A 22326-nucleotide genomic window follows, 5' to 3' on the forward strand; every position below is an offset into this window, starting at 1 on the left:
AGTTGAGTTTATAGCTGATAATAAAAATAAAAAAAGCTACCAACGAGGGTAGCTTTTTTTATTTAATAACTAATTATTGTACGTTCATGTCTTTAGTTTGAACGGTTGTGCCAGATTTGTTACCAGTGATGATAGCATATACACGACGGTTCATTGCACGACCTTCAGCAGTATTGTTGTCTGCGATTGGGCGGTCATAACCGTAACCCACTGTGCTAATACGTTGTGGAGCAACACCAAATTGGTTAACTAACATTGATTTAACCGCATTTGCACGTGCTTCAGACAAACGTTGGTTATAGCGCGCAGATGGACCAGTTTTTGAAGCATGACCTTCAATAGAAGCTGTTGAATTTGGGTATTCATTCATTTTTTCAGCAACTTTTTGGATTTCTGGTTTGTACTGATCTTTGATGACAGTCTTGTCATTGTCAAAGAATACACGTAATTCCATACGTAATGCGTCATCCATTGATATTTCACGTGGGCAACCATCAGCATCTACAACAACGTTTAATGGTGTACCTGGGCATTTGTCAACGCTATTTGGTACGCCATCTTGGTCGTCATCACCATCAGTCACAACGATTGGCTCAACAGGTGTAGGCTCAACTACTGGGGCGGCTGGTGCCAAGTGACCACCTAGAACCACGTTAAGACCTGCTAACGCTAGACCTTCCCACCAATCGTTATCGAAGTTATAGATCGCACGACCTTCACCACGTAAACTTAATGCGTCATTGATACGGTAGTAAGCACCAAGACCTAAGTTACCGATAGTGTCTTTAGAAGTTGCTTTGCTGCCATCATCAAATGCCATTGAGGTTTTTGATTGACCTGCACCGATTAACACATATGGCTTGAATGGGCTGTTAGTATAGCCACTAAAGGTTTCAGTACCGATAGTAAAGTTACCTGAGTATGATTTTTGTTCAAACTTATGTCCGTTAACTTTATCGCCATTGCCATTTAATGCGTCAGAATCAGTTTCACCGTACTCTAATTCAAGTGCGATAGTAGGTGTCAATTCGATACCAATACCTGCACCAGTGTACAAGTCGTTATCTTGGTGAGTACCTGCGAATTGCTCGCCTTGTTTGTCTTCAGTATCACCAATACCATCTACATAGTGATAACCTAGTAGCAAAGGTGTAACGGTAACGCCTGCGTTAGCGGCTACTGGCATAACAGCTGCAGCAACAACTGCTAGAGCGATTTTATTTAGCTTCATAGAAGTCCTCCAAAGGATTGGCTCATTTTAAATTAAAATAACCTGATAGTTAATTCACAAAATAATACATCAAAAAACATGTACTTTATGAACTTGTTAAATATAGCTTAACGCCTAAAAATTGTGTTTACAACTCTTTTTTTTACATTGCTACACAATATTACACGAACATCACAATATGTTATATTTTTATTTTTTAGTAGCCAAGCTAATCGCTTACGCTCGATACTAAGAATTCAACAACCATCATGATTCGACATTACACATCAAAACTATACACTTCTCTCGAAAAGGATTTTAATACAGTCTATTTAAATTTACCATATCTTAAATTCATACTGTCACTAAATGATACATTCTAGTGACATTCACTTACTAAATAAAGGAGACATTTACGTTACAGTCACAACATTTTTTTCTTAATAATGTTTTAGAACCAGTAACAATAGGTATTTGAACATTTAAACCCATCTTAGCCTGTGAAAACCTTACTATGTAGAATAGACATTCCATTACCTGATAACATCAGTCGTTTAGTCGCTTTCATTCACTTTCTAGCCACCAGCCTTACCTTATAGTTCAATATTTGTTTGTTAATTCTTTTGAACTCTATATAATAATGAACTAAAATCGTTTATTGTGTTATTCCATCATGATCTAGCCGGTAGCTCTAATAGCATGAATGATTCGAAATCCAATGTGTTCTCAACAAAAAGACAGGGGTTTACTTTGATTGAAACAGTTGTCGTTGTGGCTGTTTTATCTATCATCGTAGCGATGGCTTCGATTACTATTATTAACAGCTTAAAGCAAATGGAAGCAAAAAACATTGCTTCAAGTTTAATGAATTTTTTAAGCAGTGCAAAACAAGAGGCGTTGATTTATCAAAACCCTGTGATAGCCTGTGTCGCCAATGATAACTTGGCTTGCGTGACAACTGGCGGTCATCAGCTGATTAGCTTTATCGATAGAAATAACAATAACAGCTATGAGGCAACGGTAGACAAACTCAATCATCAGCTTACGTTAGAGTTGTCCTGGGGGGTGCTGACGGCAAATATCTCGCTGAATAACAACTATATTATTTTTAAGCCAGAAAATGCTAGACCCATTGGTTATATGGGTAATATTCAATACTGCCCTTTAGATGGTAAGGTCGATAATCGACTAAAGGTAAGTTTTAGTAAAACAGGCATTATTAAATATAAGCCCTACTCAGTTGAACAATTTAATTGCCCCTAACAGCTAGGCTTTTGCCGTAAATGCTTTTCTCATTGCGCTCACCGCTTCGCTAAGTCCCATAAACACACTGTCTGCAATAATGGCATGACCGATGTTTAGTTCATGGATGCCACCCATATTAGCAATGGGTGCAACGTTGTCACGGGTAAGACCGTGCCCTGCATTGACCAGTAAACTTGCTTTTGCCTCGTGGGCATGAGTCACGGCTGTTTTGATACGGGTGATTTCATGGCTAATTTTAACTTGGTCATGTTGCAAACAATAGTCAGCATAAGCGCCTGTGTGTAGTTCAATGGCATCTGCCCCCAATGCAATGCTTTTATCAATTTGTGCCAACTCTGGATCAATGAATAGTGATACTTGAGTGCCGACCTGATGTAACTGTTGAATCGCACTGGCTATTTTGTGCTGATTACCAATCACATCAAGCCCGCCTTCGGTGGTCAGTTCTTGGCGTTTTTCAGGGACAAAGCACACCCAAGCTGGCTTAACATCACAGGCTATCGCAACCATCTCGTCAGTGACTGCCATTTCAAGGTTCATACGGGTGGTTATGACTTTGGCAAGCCGATAAACATCATCATCTTGAATGTGACGACGATCTTCACGCAAATGCAGCGTGATACCATCCGCCCCGGCCTGCTCACAAATTAACGCACCTGCCACAGGATCGGGATACGCCACGCCGCGCGCTTGACGCAGGGTTGCAATATGGTCGATATTGACACCGAGTAAGGGTTGATTGCTGGTCATGATATGCCCTATTTTGTCTATGATTGATACTGAGTAAGCTTATTGATATTGGGTAAGCTGCTGCCAAAGTTCTCGGCTTTGCAAGGTTTGATAATTGAGTAAATTATCCATCAAATGACGGTGCATGGCACTGACGCTATTGACCAATTGTTTGGCTAAATCAAAATCTTGTTGCATCATTTGGTTAAAGCTAGCTTCATCTTGCAAACATTGATACCAAATTAGCAGCTGCTCACCTGTTAATGCTATGTCGGGTTTATCCAAGGGTAAAACTGGCATAAATCCTTGCTGTAGCTGGTATAGATAACGCTGCGATGAGACTATTAAATCCCCTAATGCATCTTTAGCAAAATCGAACCCATAGCCTAATTGTTCAAACAATACATTTTCAAAGCGCCTTAAATGCCACTTTAAACGGGTCATGTCATGTGGCGATTGCGCTGGCTCGACAAACAGCGTTGCCATGTTTGCCACGCACTGCTGATATGCTTGCCATATCTCAGCAAACGGCTCTTCAATAGGCAATAGTTTTTGCAAAATCTCATTGAGATACATGCCTGCATACAGGCTTTGTCCGGTGAGGGTAATGTGATTTTGCAAAATTTGGCTTTGACTAAAGGTTTTTAGGCTGTTTTTACCATTGCCAAAAAATTGTATGGGGACAAATAGTGGTAAGTTTTTTTTACCGATACCATGTACCACCCCCCATTCTTCACTAAACAGGTAAATTAAACTACGGCTTTCACCATACGGCTTTTGGTGCAAAATATAACCTGTTAGCAGTTGATTGCGCATAGTAGCCTATAGCCTAGTAGCCCAAGCTCGTTAGCGCACGCTCATCATCTGACCAGCCTTTTTTGACTTTGACCCACAGCGTTAGCATCACTTTTTTATCAAACATTTTTTCCATGTCTTGGCGCGCTTCGATGCCGATTTGTTTGATTTTTTCGCCTTTATCACCGATGACAATCACCTTTTGACCTTGACGCTCGACAAAAATCGTGGCATCGATAAAGGTCACAGCTTTACGCCATTTGCCTGTTTTTGGGTCTTGATGCGCAGGCTCATCCTTAAAGGTGTCGATTTGTACCGTTAAATCGTAAGGAATCTCATCGCCAGATGCCCGCATCACTTTTTCACGAATGATTTCACTGGCTAAAAAGCGTTCTGAACGGTCAGTGACTTGTTCTGCATCATAGATGGGCGCTGCAATCGGTAAATGCTTACCGATGACTCGTACTAGCTCATCTAAGTTATGCGCACGTAACGCAGATACGGGCACGATATCGCTAAATACTTGGGTGTCATGCAGTTTTTGTAGTAGCGCGAACAGCTGAGCTTCGTCCTTAATGGTATCGCTTTTATTAACCACTGCAATCACAGGGACACCCAAATTTTGCACTTTGGCAAACACCAGCTCATCATCTTCCACCCATTTTAGGCTATCAATCACAAACAATACCGCATCAACGTCTGCCAAAGCCGAGGTTGCGGCTTTATTCATACGCTCATTGATAGCGCGCACTTCGCGGCTATGAATACCTGGGGTATCAACAAAAATCGCTTGTAGTTGCTCGTTGGTCAAAATTCCCATAATGCGATGGCGGGTGGTTTGGGGCTTTCGCGAGGTAATCGACAATTTTTGACCCAACACATGATTCATTAACGTTGATTTACCCACGTTTGGACGTCCGACAATGGCTACATACCCCGTGCGAAAATCCACCGCACGCGCGGGTGCTGATTCACTTTGCCCATTGAAGAATTGACTGATAACATCATGGTTGTTGTCCGCTGATGGATTGTTGGCAGCTGGGTCAGTGGTTGTTTGTTGGGTAGCGTCTGTTTGGTTAGACATAAAGTGGAATCTCAACATTGGTTTAAAGGGTACAAATTATTGTAGAAGAGTTTTGCGCAAATTTCAGTAAGCATTTCATCAAATTTGGGTGTTGACGGTACAGCAGGTTGGCAAATTAGCGCAGCGGGGGTAACAAATCACTGATTTTAGCCAGCATGGCTTCGGCGCAGCGCTGCTCGGCAATACGGCGACTTTCCCCTTGTGCTGTGACTAAAGCTTGGGTCGGTGCTATGGGTTTGGCGGTTTTATTGTCAAAAACAATGTCGACTTGGCAGCTGACCACAAAAATTTGATTGGGGGCATTGCCAATGGTTTCGGTCACTTCATAGCGGGGCAGCGCAAGTTGGTGTGCCTGCAACAGCTCTTGTAAACGGCTTTTGGCATCTTTTAGCACTTTTTGTTCTTTCACTTTTTCGAACAAATCTTCAAACCACGACAGCACACAAGCTTTAACCGTGTCAAAATTTTGACTATCAAGATAAATAGCGCCAATCAAGGCTTCAACGCTATCTGCCAAGATTGAGGCGCGCTGACGACCACCGCCTTTACGCTCGCCCACCCCTAAAATCAAATAATCTGACAGATTGAGCTGCTTTGCAATAATCACCAAAGTTTCTTCGCGCACAAGCGATGCACGTAAGCGACTGAGCCGACCTTCATTATAGTCGGGATAGCGCAAAAATAAGGCTTCTGCGATGATAACACCGAGCAATGCATCTCCCAAGAACTCTAATCGCTCGTAATTGTGTTCGCTATCAAATGAGCGATGCATGAGTGCCATAATGGGTAAATTCACATTATCGAACTGATAACCCATTTGATAAAACAGTGCGGTTAATTGACGCACTTGTGGCGGTAGTTTTTTGAGATTAAAGGTAGGGATAGTGATTGGTAAATTCATCTGCTTCAAATTGTTAGAAAAGTATTCGCCATTTAAATCATCACATGGCTATCACTTACTTAAGATTGGGGCTATAAGCTCAATAACTAATAACTATCGCTTGGCGACTTTGGCATCTTCTGCGCTAATGGTATCTTCAAAGCGATTGACGATATCGATGTTACCAAAAAAGTTGTTTGCTTCATCGTATTTCAATTTCACTGACATCGCACCTGGCGTATTATCCACCACTTCCACGACGTCCTCTGCCTTTTGGCTGAGACCATTGATATGCCATTGGGAATTGACATTACCTAAAAACTCTTTGACACTTTCTTTATTGTCATTGGACTTTTTGAGTTCAAAAGCCAACGATTTTTTGAGTTGGTAGTGACCGACTTGGGCAGGGATAATAGCTAAACCGATTTTGGCACACATGACGATGAGTACAATCATAATCACGATACCCGTAACGCTGGCGCCGCGCTGATGACTTGGTAGGTTCATGCCGTATTCTCCTTTTATCATCGCTCAAGATAGGTTAATGTAAGCTTTAGTTAATTAAATATTCTCAACAACAAAGGCTTTGATATCCAATTTTTTAAAGCAAGCGGTTAGTGTATTGCGCCATTGCGATTAAAAGTGGGTAAACTTAATCCACTGGCTTTGTGCGTCCACACATACACGGCTTTACCCGCTAGGTTCTCATCAGGTACAAACCCCCAAAAACGACCATCAGCACTGCGATCACGGTTATCGCCCATCACAAAATAGTGTCCTTCAGGCACTGTTAGTTGCCATTGTTGACCTTGGCTCGCCATCAATTGAGGTGAGGCTTGCTGCAAAAAGCTGGCATATTGAAACCAATTTTTGTCACCCAAATAGCGCACCAAATGTTGATGATTGCTACTGGGTGATTCTTGCACGTATTTGGCAGACAATTCTTCTTGATTGCCCAGTTGTGCTGCTTGCTCAGCTGTCACAAGCTCACCGGTCTCGGTTTTACCTGGCGGATATAGCTGCGCTGTCATCTTAGGGTCGGGAGTAAAGTTTGCTGGCGTGGTCGCAATCGCTTTGCCATTGACGCTTAACTGCCCGTTGTTAAAGCTCACCGTATCCCCACCCACGCCAATCACCCGCTTGATATAATAAATTTTTGGGTTTTCAGGATAGCGAAATACCACCACATCACCATGCTGTGGCGCGCCCAAATCAAGCACCTTGGTATTCACCAGTGGCAAGCGTATACCATACGCGTATTTGTTGACCGCAATAAAGTCACCCGTATAAAGGGTGGGCACCATCGACGATGAGGGGATATTAAACGGCTCAATCAAAAACGAGCGCACTACGAGCACAATCGCTAAAATCGGGAAAAAATCATACGCCCATCGCACCGGCGCAGTCGATTTCTCCAATCCTTTGCTTTGCTTTTGCTTTAGTACCAATTTATCCAGTAGCCAAATAGCGCCCAAAATCAAGGTCGCAGGGACAAGAATCAAATTAAAATCAAAATCCATACTTGCCTCTACGACTGATTATCCACTTTTAATACCGCCAAAAACGCTTCTTGTGGAATCTCAACACGTCCCACTTGCTTCATGCGTTTTTTACCTTCTTTTTGCTTTGACAGTAGTTTTTTCTTACGCGACACGTCACCGCCATAACATTTGGCAAGTACGTCTTTACGCATGGCTTTGACGGTACTACGGGCGATGATTTGGCTACCAATTGCCGCTTGAATAGCCACATCAAACATTTGACGCGGAATCAATTCTTTCATTTTTTCAACCAGCTGATTACCGCGATAGCGCGCTTGCTCAGCATGACAAATCATCGCCAATGCATCAACTTTTTCGCCATTAATCAGCACATCTACCCGCACCAGTTTATCTGTTTCAAAGCGCTCAAAGCCGTAATCAAGTGACGCAAAGCCACGTGACACCGATTTTAGACGGTCAAAAAAGTCCATGACCACTTCGCCCATCGGAATATCAAAGGTCAACTGCACTTGCTGTCCCATGAACTTCATATCAACTTGGATACCACGACGCTCGATACATAATGTCATCACGTTACCCAAATAATCGGGGGGCACCAGAATGTGACAGCGCGCAATCGGCTCACGAAACTCATCAATCAGACCTGGGTCAGGCATTTTTGATGGGTTATCGATTTGGATAATCTCACCACTCCGTTTTTTGATTTCGTAGATAACGGTCGGGGCGGTAGTAATCAAATCTAAATCGTATTCACGCTCAAGACGTTCTTGGATGATTTCCATATGGAGCATCCCCAAGAAACCACAGCGAAAACCAAACCCAAGTGCGTCAGAGGTATCAGGCTCAAAAAACAACGCAGCGTCATTGACTTGCAGTTTTTGTAGCGCTTCACGAAACGCCTCAAAGTCACTCGAATCAACAGGGAACATACCGGCATAGACTTGCGGCTTGACCTTTTTAAACCCTGGTATGCTATCTACATCTGGGGTTTTGGCAAGGGTAATGGTATCACCCACAGGCGCGCCGCCAATGTCTTTGATACCGGCAATCACAAAGCCTACTTCACCGGCTTCTAAGATATTGGTCTCAAACGATTTTGGGGTAAATACCCCAATCGATGTCACAATATGCGTGCCTTTGGTAGATTTGATATGGATTTTATCGTCTTTTTTGAGCGTGCCTTGACGCACACGTACCAATGACACAACGCCAAGATAATTGTCAAACCATGAGTCAATAATTAACGCTTGCAAAGGGGCATCACGGTCGCCTTCGGGCGCGGGAATACGCTCAACAATCGCTTGTAGCAAATCATCCACGCCCACGCCTGTCTTGGCAGACACGCGCGGTGCATCCATCGCTTCAATCCCGATAATGTCTTCGATTTCTTGAATCACGCGCTCGGGATCCACTTGCGGTAAGTCAATCTTGTTGAGTACCGGTAATACTTCAAGCCCCTGCTCAATTGCGGTATAACAGTTGGCAACCGACTGCGCTTCTACGCCTTGCGCGGCATCAACCACCAGCAAAGCGCCTTCACAAGCCGCCAGTGAACGCGACACTTCATACGAAAAATCAACGTGCCCTGGGGTATCAATAAAGTTAAATTGGTATTTGTCACCGTTTGGGTGGTTATAATACAGTGTGACAGATTGGGCTTTAATGGTAATACCGCGCTCGCGCTCAATATCCATCGAGTCAAGTACTTGCGCCTGCATTTCACGTGCTTGTAGACCACCACACATTTGGATAATGCGGTCGGCAAGCGTGGATTTACCGTGGTCGATATGGGCAATAATAGAAAAATTACGAATATGAGATAAGGCGGTCACAATTACCTACTAACAAAAAAGTATATGATTAAATTTGTAGAAAAATAGCCTTATTGTAACGTATTTTTCTACAATCACCTACTGAATTTATTGTGACAGCTTTTGGGAGATCATAAAAAAAGATAAGCTTTGGGTGTCAATATCCATTGCAAACGCAAAGCCCCAAACAAAGCCCAAACCCTCCCCAAGCTAGGCTTTTTTGACGACGCTGGATTTGAGTTTCATCGCGCCAAAACCGTCAATTTTACAATCAATATCATGATCATCGGTAGCATCATGGAGCAGGCGAATGGATTTGACTTTAGTACCCACTTTAATGGGGGTGCTTGCGCCTTTGACTTTTAAGTCTTTAATAACCGTCACACTATCCCCATCTTGTAGCACATTGCCGACAGCATCTTTAATAACTTGCTCGCTGTCTGCTTCGGTTTCGCCCGCTTGCCATGCCTGCTGCGCTGCTTCAAAGCCACACATCGGGCAAATCAATAAATCGCCATCTTGGTAGGTATAATTTTCTTTACACTTGGGGCATGGGGGACAGGCAGGTAAACTCATAGCACGCGCTCAATTATCTTAGAAAAAATTTAACAGTCGTTAAATGATGTATTGTACGCGATAAGTCACCCCAATAATAGTAATCAGCTAGTACAGACAAACCCTCTGACAAATGACCTAGTAACAGTACTTAGTCAAGCATAAGCTAGTAAAGCATGATTGCAGTCCGAGCCCAATTGTGCAAAACTTTGATTATAGTTTTTTTAGCAAATAAAAAGAGAGCCACCATGACAGATTTCGTCGTCTTTGATATAACCGGTGCCGATGCCCAAAAATTCTTGCAAGGACAATTAACCTGCAACGTCACCAAACTCAGCGAACAATACCAAGCGACCGCGATTAGTAATCTCAAAGGGCGTGTTGCGTTGGGTATTTGGATTAGAAAAATAGCGGATGACGCTTACCAAATCGTCATCAGCCAAGACTGTGCCGATGAGTTTACCAAGCATATCAAAAAATATGCGGCGTTCTCAAAACTTACCCTATCAGCCCCACGTGATATTTTTGCGGTTGTTGACAATGGGATACCTAGTTTTAGCGAATCAGAGAATGGCACTGACACCGACGTTCACCGCAAAGCATGGCAAAAAGCGAGTATCGCTACAGGCAATTACTGGATTGTCAAAGCCACCGCAGGCTTGTGGCAACCCCAAGAGTTGCGTCTACACCAACAAGGCGGTGTTGACTACGATAAAGGCTGTTATTTAGGTCAAGAAATCATTGCGCGGTTATATTTCAAAGCCAGCCCAAAAGCTTGGCTCCACCGCGTAGCAGGTACCGGTGATGTACCTAACGCAGGTGAAAAAATTGGCAGTGTCGATGTGGTCAATAGCATTGCCACTGACACAGGTTTTGAAGCCTTGGTCGTCGGACGTCCCGATGATATTGCTGCCAGTAACCTGACCATTCTTGAGTTACCTCAAGCACTGCAACAACCGGTTGCGCGCCAGCATTAAACACCCACCAAACTTGATTAACGTAAATAAGTGAAAATAAATGGGTTAAAATAAAAAAGGCATTTCGCTGATGCCTTTTTTAACCATTTTTTTAGGTTCATCAATACTTAACCCACTTCAAATCTAAACCATTTATAGCTAAACCACTTCGCCAGCCACAAACCCGCTTGCCCAAGCCCACTGGAAATTGTAGCCACCTAGCCAACCAGTAACATCGAGCACCTCGCCGATAAAATACAAATTCGGTTGTAACTGACTTTGCATAGTTTTTGAGGAGACTTTATCGGTGGCAACGCCGCCGCGTGTGACTTCAGCTGTACGATAGCCTTCAGTGCCTGATGGCGTCAAACGCCAAGCATTGAGCTGCTCACCAAGCTGCGCTAACTTCTCGTCTTTGATATTGGCAAGCTCAGTCTCAGCCATGTCCTGCCATAATAGACTTTGCAAAGTAGCCATCACTTTTTTAGGTAGTGCCGCCGCGCCTATGTGGTCATTTAGCACGGTTCTAATCAGCTGTTTTGGGTGCTGTTTTTTTTGCTCGGCTAAAAATGCTGCCATATCAAAGTTTGGGAATAAATTGATAAAAATCGGCTCGCCCACCTGCCAATAATTCGATAGCTGTAACATCGCAGGCCCGGATAAACCGCGATGGGTAAATAGCACGGGCAACCTAAAACTGATGCGCTCGTTAAACGCAATGACCTCAAAACTAACCCCCGATAACGATTTAATCGCATCGCCAATTTTATCGGTAAAGGTAAAGGGTACTAGTCCTGCCGATGTTGGCACAATGGTATGCCCAAATTGCTGCGCTACTTGGTAACCAAATCCTGTCGCACCCATGGTCGGAATTGACAGCCCGCCTGTGGCGACTACCAACGAGTGACAAGTTAAGGTTTGCTCGCTATTTTTTTGATGTGCTTGTTGATGAGGCTGTTGATTAGCCTGTTGACTAGCTGGTTGATTGACAGTTAACACAAACCCCGTATTGTCGGGTAACGCTTGGATTTGCTGGATGGTGGTTTTTAGTTGAATAGTTACTTGGTTGGCACGGCATTGGGTCAACAGCATTTGCAAAATATCATTGGCAGAGGTATCACAAAACAGTTGCCCATGCTCACGCTCATGATAGGGAATCTGATACTGGCTAACCATGCCAATAAAATCCCAATTTAAATAGCGTGACAATGCTGATTTGCAAAAGTGCGGATTGCTACTTAAATAATGTTTGGGCTCAATGTCATAGTTGGTAAAATTACAGCGCCCACCGCCACTCATAAGAATTTTCTTGCCCGCTTTATTGGCATGATCTACCACCAGTACCCGCCGTCCGCGCTTACCCGCTGTCAATGCACAAAATAGTCCTGATGCCCCTGCCCCGATGATAATGACATCATACGCAAACGTGAAGGGTGCGTTTGTCGACCCAGTGTGATTTTGAACCGTGTCAATCTTTGGTGAAGTATTTGATGAAGTATGTTGTTGCTGCATGATGACCGCTATTTATCAAGTAAAAGACCAAATGAGAATCCGCTTAAAATAAAGATATTTGCCCAAGATCTGAAAAAATATCCTTAAAATATCCGGAGTAACATTGCAAAATTTGTGATTTTTTGCCAAACTAAGGAAAAGGCACTCTAGAATCAAGGATTAGATTGTATTGCATTTTCATAGTGAGCGGACGTTTATTGATGGCTCGTTTTATCGCTCTGTTGCTAGCCCGTGTTACTGCCAACTTGTCAATGTTAGTTTATCAACGTGAAAATGTTGTTTTTGAAGTTAAGCCCGCTACCTATTTGAGCCGTTTGTCAGTTCGTAGCCAGTTAGAGTATTACCCCACCCCCCTGTCATAACAAGGAATGTTTTATGAAGAGCTACCCTCATAGCGCTGAATTTGCCGCTAAAGCCAACACTACTCCCCAAAAATACGCCGAAACCTATCAAGAATCTGTCGAAAATAACGAAGCGTTTTGGGCAAAACGCGCTGAATGGATTGATTGGATAAAAAAACCCACCAAAATCAAAAACGTCAATTATGACCTAAACAATTTTAGCATTAAATGGTTTGAAGATGGTGAGCTTAATCTATCGGTCAACTGTCTTGACCGTCATGTCGCTGAAAACCCTTACAAGCCTGCGATTATTTGGGAAGGCGATCACCCATCACTTCATAAAATTATCTCATACAAAGAGCTACATTCGGAAGTATGCCGCCTTGGTAGTGCACTGCGTCGTAAAGGCGTCAAAAAAGGCGACCGCGTCACCATTTATTTACCGATGATTCCTGAAGCGGCGGTTGCGATGCTGGCTTGTGCGCGGATTGGCGCGGTTCACTCATTGGTATTTGGCGGGTTTTCAGCAGACAGTCTAGCCAGCCGTATCATCGATAGCCAATCAAAAATTGTCATTACCGCTGATGAATCTGTGCGTGGTGGTAAACATACGCCGCTTAAACAAAATGTGGATCGTGCGCTAGACCATGACGGCACCGAATGTGTTGAAAAGGTCATTGTGGTGTACCGTACCGGTGAATCCATCCCAATGAGCGGTCGCCGCGATATTTGGTATCACAACTTAATCGACAATGCGTCTGAAGACTGTCCACCAGAGCCAATGAATGCCGAAGACCCGCTATTTTTACTTTATACTTCAGGCTCAACTGGCAAGCCTAAAGGCGTAGTACACACCACCGGTGGTTATTTGACCTATGCCCTATCCACCTTCCGTGACGTGTTTGATATCAAAGACAATGACGTATTTTGGTGTACCGCCGATGTGGGCTGGGTCACAGGTCACACCTATGTGGTGTATGGACCGCTTGCCAATGGCACAACGACCGTGATGTTTGAAGGAGTGCCGCAGTACCCAGATTGGGCGCGTATCGGTCATATTGTTGACAAGCATGACGTTACCATCTTGTATACTGCGCCAACCGCCATTCGCGCGATGATGAAAGAAGGTGATGATTACGTTCGTAAATCAAACCGTTCGAGCTTACGTCTATTGGGCTCAGTGGGTGAACCTATCAATCCTGAAGCCTGGAACTGGTACTATAACGTGGTGGGCGAAGGACGTTGTCCGATTGTCGATACTTGGTGGCAAACTGAAACAGGGGGTATTTTGATGACGCCAATCCCCAATACGGTTGATCTCAAACCAGGCTCCGCGATGAATCCGCTGTATGGCGTCAAGCCAGCGATTGTCGATGCCGAAGGTGCTGAATTAACGGGCGCTGCCGAAGGCAACTTAATCATCAAAGACAGCTGGCCAGGTCAAATGCGTACCATTTGGGGAGACCATAAACGCTTCTTAGAAACTTACTTTAGCACCTATCCAGGCGCTTACTTCACAGGTGATGGTGCCCTGCGCGATGAAGACGGTCATTATTGGATCACAGGTCGTGTGGATGATGTCTTAAACGTCTCTGGGCATCGCCTAGGTACAGCAGAGATTGAAAGTGCGTTAGTATCGCATCCTTCCGTCGCTGAAGCGGCTATTGTGGGTATGCCGCATGAGCTTAAAGGTCAAGGCGTTGCCGCTTACGTCATCTTAAAATCGGGCGAAGAGCCAAGCGAGATGCTCAAAGGTGAAATCAACCGTCATGTCCGTGGTGAGATTGGTCCAATCGCCAACTTAGACTCGCTCTACTTGGTCGAAGCCTTACCAAAAACGCGCTCCGGTAAAATCATGCGCCGTATTCTGCGTAAACTTGCCGCGCATGAATTTGAAGGTTTAGGCGATACTTCAACCTTGGCAGAACCAGAGGTAGTTGATAACCTCATCAATGTGGTTAAGGCCGATAAACAACCTGCTTAATGGCTTACCAAATTTAAAAAACGTCTGTAGCTACAGGCGTTTTTTCATGGTTTTTCAATTGTTAAATATTTTTAAAAATCCAATTCAAATTTTTAATTTTAATGATGATTTAATTAGACCCAATTGCTTACAATTTCAAGCTTAATCATGCGATAATTGGTTATGCTATAATGCCGACCAAAGGCATTTTTAATAAAACCAATATAACAAGGATAAACCGATGACTGATATGACTGCGGCCACAGCGCCATTAGATTTTACCAAACCCATCAAGTCGCGTGCTGCGGTAGCTTTCGCTGCGGGAGAACCATTACAAATCGTCGAAATCGACGTTGAGCCACCGCGTAAAGGTGAAGTACTCGTCAAAATCACCCATACGGGTGTTTGTCATACGGACGCATTCACCTTGAGTGGCGATGACCCTGAAGGGGTTTTTCCAGCGGTTTTAGGTCATGAAGGCGCAGGTATTGTGATGGCAGTCGGTGAAGGGGTAACCAGCGTACAACCTGGTGATCATGTCATTCCGCTATATACGGCTGAATGTGGTGAATGTTTATTTTGTAAAAGTGACAAAACCAACCTATGCGTCGCGGTGCGTGCCACCCAAGGTAAAGGCGTGATGCCTGATGGCACCACCCGTTTTAGCTATCAGGGTCAGCCAATTTATCACTATATGGGCTGTTCGACGTTTAGTGAATATACTGTCGTTGCTGACGTATCGCTTGCTAAAATCAATCCTGAAGCCAATCCTGAGCAAGTCTGTCTATTAGGTTGCGGTGTCACCACAGGACTAGGTGCAGTAAAAAATACCGCTAAAGTACAAGAAGGCGATAGCGTCGCGGTGTTTGGGCTTGGCGGTATTGGGCTTGCTGTTATTCAAGGTGCCAAACTTGCCAAAGCAGGACGCATTATTGCGGTTGATACCAATCCCGACAAATTTGAGTTAGCCCGTAAGTTTGGCGCGACTGATTTTGTTAATCCAAAAGATTATGACCAACCCATTCAACAAGTGATTGTTGAAATGACAGGTTGGGGTGTGGATCACAGTTTTGAATGTATCGGTAACGTCAACGTCATGCGCTCGGCACTTGAGTGTGCGCATCGCGGTTGGGGTCAAAGCGTGATTATTGGTGTCGCGGCTGCAGGTCAAGAAATTTCCACTCGCCCGTTCCAACTGGTGACAGGTCGCCGCTGGTTAGGCTCTGCATTTGGTGGGGTAAAAGGTCGCTCACAGCTGCCAGGTATGGTGGAGCAAGCCATGCATGGTGATATCCAACTGGCACCTTTTGTCACCCATACTATGGGTCTTGAAGATGTCAATACCGCATTTGAGTTGATGCATAAAGGTGAGTCCATTCGTTCAGTGTTGCATTACTAAACCATTACCAAACTTGGCATTATAAAGAATGGGAAATTCACCATGAAAAAAGTTGAATCGCATAAATTGCACGGTGGTGAGTTACAAGTGTGGCAGCATACCAGTGCTACCACACACACGGAGATGAAATTTGCCATCTATTTGCCACCCAAAGCCATCGTCAATGAAGCAACCAAGACTACTGAAACCACAGCTCAAAAATTTGCGGTGCTGTATTGGCTATCAGGACTGACTTGTACTGAGCAAAACTTTATTCAAAAATCTGGGTTTGCTGGGTATGCCAGTCGTCACAACGTGATTGTGGTGGCACCCGATACCAGTCCTAGGGGTGTCGATATAAGCGGTAACGATGTGCCTGATGACAGCGCTTATGACTTGGGGCAAGGAGCAGGCTTTTATGTCAATGCCACCCAAGCGCCTTGGGCAACGCATTTTCAGATGTATGATTATATCGTCGATGAATTGCCTAACCTAATCGAACAGCACTTCCCTGCCAGTGACCAGCGCAGTATTTTTGGTCATAGTATGGGTGGACATGGGGCGCTGATGATTGCCCTACGCAATCCCCAGCGCTATGCTAGCGTATCGGCTTTTTCCCCCATCGTCGCACCGTCACAAGTGCCTTGGGGACAAAAAGCCTTTAGCGCTTATTTAGGCGATGACCAAAGCACCTGGGCAAACTACGATAGCTTAGCGTGGATGAAGCAGTCGGCGCATGGTAAAAAATTACCGCTATTGATTGACCAAGGTAGCGGGGATGAGTTTTTGGCTGAGCAGCTCAAACCTGAGCTCTTTGCGCAAGCTGCCAAAGATGCTAATTATCCGATGACGCTACGTATGCAGGACGGTTATGACCATAGCTACTATTTTATCAGTAGTTTTATCGCTGACCATTTTGCGCACCACGCCGCTGCGCTTCAAGCTTAATCACACAATTTTAATCACACAATCACTTGTCACACCAGCTTGCTGAAAAGTGATTGACCATTTTGCCATCGCATTACCCCCTCCATCATTTAAAATAACCACAAATTTGCGATGATCATTTTGTCCGCGATCCTATCTGATAAGGAAGATTGTCATGGTTGACAAGCGCACTGATAGCACGGTAACCCCTACCCATAAAGAGCCCTATTTGCAAGGCGTTGTGTTTCGCTACAGCGTGTTTGCCATTGCATTTGCTATCCTTGCCCTGGGGATTGTGCTACTTAAATGGTGGCTGATAGTGATTGGTCTGGTGGGCTTTGTGGTGGGCATTTATGATTTGATGCAAGTACACCATGCTGTATTGCGTAACTACCCAATTTCGGGACATATTCGTTATCTATTGGAGGAGTTTCGACCTGAACTGCGCCAGTATTTGATTGAAGATGACCAAGCCGCCGTGCCGTTTTCGCGCCAGCAGCGTGCGCTTGCCTATCAACGTGCCAAAAACGTCAGTGATACCAATGCCTTTGGTACCTTAGAAAATCTATACCAGTCTGGCAAAGAATGGTTTTTACAATCCACCCTTAGCTATCCCCTCAAAGAAACCAATTTTCGTATTCTGGTGGGCGGTGAACGATGCCTACAGCCCTACTCGATGTCGGTGTTTAATATTTCTGCCATGAGTTTTGGCAGCCTGTCAGCCGCGGCAATCGAAGCGCTCAATCAGGGCGCAAAACTCGGTGGATTTGCTCATGATACAGGTGAAGGTGCGATTAGTCCGTACCATAAAAAACACGGCGGCGATTTGATTTGGGAGCTGGGTACCGGGTATTTTGGATGCCGTAATCATGATGGCACGTTTAGCGCTGAAAAATTCGCTGAACGCTCTCGCATTGAGCAAGTCAAAATGATTGAAATCAAGCTGTCGCAAGGGGCAAAACCTGGTAAAGGCGGGGTGTTGCCCAAAGAAAAAATTACCCCCGAAATTGCCGAAACCCGTGATGTGCTGATGGATGTAGACTGCATTTCCCCAGCGAGCCACTCAGCCTTTACCACCCCGCGTGAGATGGTGCAGTTTTGGCAACAGCTGCGTGAACTATCAGGGGGCAAGCCGGTTGGTTTTAAGCTGTGTGTCGGGCAGCCTTGGCAGTTTATGGCGATTGTCAAAGCCATGATTGAAGCAGATAATTACCCTGATTTTATCGTGGTTGATGGTGCAGAAGGCGGCACGGGGGCTGCGCCTGTTGAGTTTATGGATAATGTTGGCATGCCCCTACTTGATGGCTTTTTGCTTGTGCACAACACGCTAGTGGGTGCGGGGGTGCGTGACAAAATCAAAATTGGTGTCAGTGGTAAAATCATCTCTGCCTTTGATATCGCTCGCATGCTAGCGCTGGGTGCAGATTGGTGTAACTCCGCGCGTGGCTTTATGTTTGCGGTGGGCTGTATCCAATCGCGCGCATGTCATACCAACAAATGCCCAACTGGGGTTGCCACCCAAGACCCGTATCGTCAGCGGGCATTACATATTCCTGATAAGGCACAGCGGGTCTATAATTTTCATAAAAACACGCTTAAATCATTGGCAGCGATTGTCGGTGCGGTGGGTTTACACCACCCAAAAGATTTACAAGCGTATCATATCGCCAGACGCCTGGAAAATGGGCAGATTAAGCTATTATCCAAGTTTTATTATTTTACGGAACCTGGCGTGTTACTCAATTTATCGGCGCGCTCAGATGTTTTTAACCAAATGTGGGTCATGGCAAATCCTGATAGCTTTTTGGCAAATAATGAGGCGTTAATTGCTTACAATCACGATGTGCGTCACGCCCATGAGCACAACGAAAAGCACTTTAATGAAGGCAATTACCCTGAGCGTATCGACAGCTTTGATGAAACCGCAAATAGCTACTATACCTATGATGATGACCCTTCTTAATACTTTGTCCACAAAAAAACCGCTAATCATTAGCGGTTTTTTTGTGTCAGCTTAGCTTATTCCACCGTGACGCTTTTGGCCAAATTACGGGGTTTATCAACATCTGTGCCTTTGGCAAGCGCAACATGGTAAGACAACAACTGTACGGGAATGGTGTGTACTATGGGCGATAACACGCCAATATGACGTGGGGTGCGAATCACGTGCACGCCTTCACTATCGGAAAAATCACTGTCAAGATCGGTAAATACAAACAACTCACCGCCACGCGCCGAGACTTCTTGCATATTGGCTTTGACTTTATCAAGTAGGCTGTCATTTGGCGCTATCACCACCACAGGCATGTTTTCATCAACCAATGCCAGTGGACCGTGTTTTAACTCGCCAGCGGGATAGGCTTCTGCATGGATATAGGTGATTTCTTTGAGCTTTAATGCGCCTTCTAATGCAATCGGGTAATGAATACCACGTCCCAAAAACAGTGCGCTTGGCTTATCAGCAAATTTGCTTGACCAGCTGCTAATCTGTGGCTCAAGATTGAGCGCATATTGAATATCATTGGGCAAGCTGCGCAGCGCATTGGTGTATTCGACCAGTTTAGTGTCATCCACATAGCCGCGCACACGACCGAGCGTCACCGCCAAACCAAATAAAGCCACTAACTGGGTGGTAAAGGCTTTGGTTGAGGCGACCCCAATCTCTGCACCGGCTCGGGTGTAGACTACTAGCTCACTGGCGCGAGGCAAGGCGGATTCCATCACGTTACAGATGGATAGACTATGTTTGTGGCCCATGGCTTGTGCGTATTTCAGCGCTTCCATGGTATCTAGCGTTTCCCCTGATTGCGAGATGGTGATAATCAATTGTTTTGGATTGGCAATCACCTCACGATAACGGTATTCGCTAGCGATTTCGACATCGGTGGCAATTTTGGCAATACTTTCCAACCAATATTTGGCGGTCGATGCAGCATAATACGACGTGCCACAGGCAAGAATCTTAATACTGTCGATATCATTGAAAACGGCTTCAGCATTTTCACCAAAGTTGTTGGCGATAAACCCCGCATCCAAAAAGATTTCGGCGGTATCTGACACTGCTTTTGGCTGCTCGTAGATTTCTTTTTGCATAAAGTGGCTATAAGCCCCCAGTTCAAGAGACGCTAAGGACACTTGCGAAGTGGTGGCTTTGCGGGTCGCTGGATTGCCTTGTTTGTCAATCATTTGTGCCACGCCATCTGCGGTCAACTGGGCAATATCGCCATCTTCAAGATACATGATTTGACGGGTAAAGGCGACAACTGCTGAGACATCCGATGCGATAAAGGTTTCATGCTCACCTAAGCCAATGAGTAATGGACAGCCCATACGCGCCACCACCATGTTTTGTGGCATATCGTTGGCAATCACAGCAATCGCATACGCACCATGAAATTGCTGAGTCGCCGCTTGTACTGCATTGAATAAATCACCGCCGTTTTGTACATAGTGTTGGTGCACCGCATGGGCGATGACCTCAGTGTCGGTTTGTGACTCAAAATGATAGCCATTTTGCTGAAGGCGAGCGCGCTCGGCTTCAAAGTTTTCGATGATGCCGTTATGTACCACCGAAATCAAATCACCCGAGATATGCGGATGGGCATTTGGCTCAGTGACGCCGCCGTGGGTGGCCCAGCGTGTGTGACCGATACCGGTGTGACCATACACGCCGCGCTCTTTGGCAGCGGCTTCCATCAAGGCAACACGCCCCACTCGGCGCACGCGTTTGAGTCCTTCATCGGTTTGCACTGCAATACCCGATGAATCATAACCCCGATACTCTAGGCGTTTTAAGCCATCGGTTAAAAAATCTACCACATTGTCTTGCGCACGAATGGCGCCAACGATACCGCACATAACTGTTCCTTAGTATCCAGTTTTTGGTGTGAGCAATCAAATTTGACTGCTGTGAAAAACAATCCCCCCGTTTACACAGTCGTTAGATTGTTTTATTTTTGCTTAACCAAACGGCTTTATCGTATAAAGCAAGTTTATCGTATTAAGCAAGAATCTGTTAAATTTAGGCAAAAGTTCAAATATCAAGATTTTTTTTCAGGACGTTGCCAACCCTCAATCGTGACTTGTTTGCCACGGGCGATGGACAGTTTTTCAGCAGGGCAGGCTTTACTGATGGCACTGCCTGCCCCAATGGTGGCGCGGTCACCAATGGTCACAGGGGCAATCAGCACCGCATTTGAGCCAATTCTAACTTCATCACCGATTTCGGTTTTAAACTTATTGACGCCATCATAATTGGCAGTGATCGTGCCTGCGCCGATATTGGTCTTTTGTCCAATGGTGGCATCACCCAAATACGCCAAATGATTGGCTTTGGCGCCGCTTGCCATTTGGGTGTTTTTAAGCTCCACAAAGTTACCGATATGCACCTCTTTGTCAGTGACCGCATTGGGGCGCAGACGGGCAAATGGTCCGATTTGGTTGTCTGCGCCTACTACCGCATTGTCAAATAGACTATAAGGTTGCACCACAGTGCCACTGGCGATTTTGCTGTTTTTGATAATACAACCTGCGCCGATTTTGACGTTATCACCTATCTCACAATCACCTTCAATGATGACATTAATATCAATTTGCACATCTTTGCCAACTTTGAGCGAACCGCGTAAATCAAAACGGCTTGGGTCAATCAAATGTACCCCTTGTTGCATCAGCGCTTGGGCTTGATGCGTTTGCCAAGTACGCTCTAGATTTGCCAACTGCAGACGGTCATTCACGCCTTCGATTTCAAACTGATGGGTCGGCGATACGGTGGCGATTTCGATGCCATCATCCACCGCCATTTTGACGATATCGGTCAGGTAATATTCACCTTGGGCATTGTTATTGGTCAAGTTATTGAGATATTGATGCAAAATATCATTGGCGACACAGTACACACCGCTATTGATTTCAGTGATTTTTCTTTGCTCATCGTTGGCATCTTTTTCTTCGACAATGGCGATTACTTGATTATTGTCACGCACAATACGACCCAAACCAAACGGGTTGGCTAAGTTTAAGGTCAGCATGGCAAAACGGCTGTCTGTATTTGCCAATTTCTCTAAGGTATCGACGCCAATGAGTGGCACATCCCCGGATAAAATCAAGCTTTTCCCATCCATAGGCAACACCGGCAAAGTCATTTGCACCGCGTGACCCGTGCCCAATTGCTCAGCTTGCTCGACCCAATCAATTTGTTCATCGGCAAAGGCATCTTTGACTTGCTGACCTTCAAAACCATAGATAATGATATTTTTTTGGCTACCCAATTGTTTGGCAGTGGCGAGTACGTGATGTAGCAAAGGCTTGCCTGCCAGCGGTTGTAGCACTTTTGGCTTGCTCGATTTCATGCGAGTGCCTTTGCCCGCTGCCATGATGATGGTGGTTAAGTTGGTCATGGGAATCCCTTATCTTTT

At 44.9% G+C, this 22326-nt stretch carries 18 protein-coding genes; 6 read left to right on the forward strand and 12 right to left on the reverse strand.

Translation table 11 applies throughout. The features are described from left to right. Positions 1-73: 73 nt before the first annotated feature. Positions 74-1231 carry an OmpA family protein gene (locus H9W84_RS10240; protein WP_096489451.1) on the reverse strand — a complete coding sequence of 386 codons (1158 nt, stop codon included), beginning with the start codon at positions 1229-1231 and terminating at the stop codon, positions 74-76. Between the two features lie 678 nt (positions 1232-1909). Here H9W84_RS10240 and H9W84_RS10245 point away from each other — a divergent pair. Further along, the gene (locus tag H9W84_RS10245; RefSeq protein ID WP_239743435.1) at positions 1910-2473 is read left to right on the forward strand and encodes a pilus assembly FimT family protein; all 564 of its coding nucleotides are present in this window, start codon (positions 1910-1912) and stop codon (positions 2471-2473) included. Positions 2474-2476: 3 nt separating this feature from the next. Here H9W84_RS10245 and pdxJ read toward each other — a convergent pair whose 3' ends face one another. From pdxJ to H9W84_RS10285, 8 genes are all read right to left on the reverse strand, one after another. Next, positions 2477-3226, reverse strand: a complete 750-nt coding sequence (gene pdxJ, locus H9W84_RS10250) for a pyridoxine 5'-phosphate synthase (RefSeq protein ID WP_239743437.1) — start codon at positions 3224-3226, stop codon at positions 2477-2479. A 39-nt stretch (positions 3227-3265) separates the two neighbouring features. Continuing rightward, complete coding sequence (gene recO / locus H9W84_RS10255) at positions 3266-4021, reverse strand: DNA repair protein RecO (RefSeq protein ID WP_239743439.1); 756 nt, start codon at positions 4019-4021, stop codon at positions 3266-3268. A 13-nt stretch (positions 4022-4034) separates the two neighbouring features. Further along, positions 4035-5084 carry a GTPase Era gene (gene era / locus H9W84_RS10260; protein ID WP_239743441.1) on the reverse strand — a complete coding sequence of 350 codons (1050 nt, stop codon included), beginning with the start codon at positions 5082-5084 and terminating at the stop codon, positions 4035-4037. Between the two features lie 115 nt (positions 5085-5199). Further along, positions 5200-5985, reverse strand: coding sequence for a ribonuclease III (gene rnc / locus H9W84_RS10265; RefSeq protein WP_239743443.1), 786 nt, complete (start codon positions 5983-5985; stop codon positions 5200-5202). Positions 5986-6078: 93 nt separating this feature from the next. After that, positions 6079-6471 carry a DUF4845 domain-containing protein gene (locus H9W84_RS10270; RefSeq protein WP_239743446.1) on the reverse strand — a complete coding sequence of 131 codons (393 nt, stop codon included), beginning with the start codon at positions 6469-6471 and terminating at the stop codon, positions 6079-6081. Positions 6472-6578: 107 nt separating this feature from the next. Then, positions 6579-7484, reverse strand: a complete 906-nt coding sequence (gene lepB / locus H9W84_RS10275; protein ID WP_239743448.1) for a signal peptidase I — start codon at positions 7482-7484, stop codon at positions 6579-6581. A gap of 8 nt (positions 7485-7492) precedes the next feature. Further along, complete coding sequence (gene lepA / locus H9W84_RS10280; protein ID WP_076774812.1) at positions 7493-9298, reverse strand: translation elongation factor 4; 1806 nt, start codon at positions 9296-9298, stop codon at positions 7493-7495. Positions 9299-9487: 189 nt separating this feature from the next. Next, complete coding sequence (locus H9W84_RS10285) at positions 9488-9853, reverse strand: zinc ribbon domain-containing protein YjdM (protein ID WP_159375429.1); 366 nt, start codon at positions 9851-9853, stop codon at positions 9488-9490. A 227-nt stretch (positions 9854-10080) separates the two neighbouring features. Between H9W84_RS10285 and ygfZ the strand changes: the two genes are divergently transcribed. After that, positions 10081-10809 carry a CAF17-like 4Fe-4S cluster assembly/insertion protein YgfZ gene (gene ygfZ / locus H9W84_RS10290; RefSeq protein WP_239743449.1) on the forward strand — a complete coding sequence of 243 codons (729 nt, stop codon included), beginning with the start codon at positions 10081-10083 and terminating at the stop codon, positions 10807-10809. Between the two features lie 138 nt (positions 10810-10947). Here the strand turns inward: ygfZ and H9W84_RS10295 are convergent, their stop codons facing one another. Then, entirely contained in the window at positions 10948-12300 is a 1353-nt protein-coding gene (locus tag H9W84_RS10295) for a BaiN/RdsA family NAD(P)/FAD-dependent oxidoreductase (protein ID WP_239743450.1), read from the reverse strand. Positions 12301-12675: 375 nt separating this feature from the next. On the opposite strand from H9W84_RS10295, the gene acs reads away from it, so the two are divergent. The 4 genes from acs (at position 12676) to H9W84_RS10315 (ending at position 18872) form a co-directional block, all read left to right on the forward strand. After that, entirely contained in the window at positions 12676-14625 is a 1950-nt protein-coding gene (gene acs / locus H9W84_RS10300; RefSeq protein ID WP_060996106.1) for an acetate--CoA ligase, read from the forward strand. A 268-nt stretch (positions 14626-14893) separates the two neighbouring features. Next, positions 14894-16003, forward strand: a complete 1110-nt coding sequence (locus H9W84_RS10305) for an S-(hydroxymethyl)glutathione dehydrogenase/class III alcohol dehydrogenase (RefSeq protein ID WP_239743764.1) — start codon at positions 14894-14896, stop codon at positions 16001-16003. Positions 16004-16045: 42 nt separating this feature from the next. Then, complete coding sequence (gene fghA, locus H9W84_RS10310; protein ID WP_239743452.1) at positions 16046-16930, forward strand: S-formylglutathione hydrolase; 885 nt, start codon at positions 16046-16048, stop codon at positions 16928-16930. Between the two features lie 154 nt (positions 16931-17084). Further along, positions 17085-18872, forward strand: a complete 1788-nt coding sequence (locus H9W84_RS10315) for an FMN-binding glutamate synthase family protein (RefSeq protein WP_239743454.1) — start codon at positions 17085-17087, stop codon at positions 18870-18872. 56 nt (positions 18873-18928) lie between these two features. Here the strand turns inward: H9W84_RS10315 and glmS are convergent, their stop codons facing one another. Further along, positions 18929-20767 (reverse strand): glutamine--fructose-6-phosphate transaminase (isomerizing), encoded by a 1839-nt coding sequence (glmS, locus tag H9W84_RS10320; protein WP_062333550.1) that lies wholly within the window; start codon positions 20765-20767, stop codon positions 18929-18931. 182 nt (positions 20768-20949) lie between these two features. Further along, a complete protein-coding gene (gene glmU, locus H9W84_RS10325; protein WP_239743455.1) occupies positions 20950-22308 on the reverse strand; it encodes a bifunctional UDP-N-acetylglucosamine diphosphorylase/glucosamine-1-phosphate N-acetyltransferase GlmU in 1359 nt (452 codons plus the stop codon). Positions 22309-22326: the final 18 nt, after the last annotated feature.

This window comes from Moraxella tetraodonis, assembly GCF_022359095.1.
Taxonomy (GTDB): domain Bacteria; phylum Pseudomonadota; class Gammaproteobacteria; order Pseudomonadales; family Moraxellaceae; genus Faucicola; species Faucicola tetraodonis.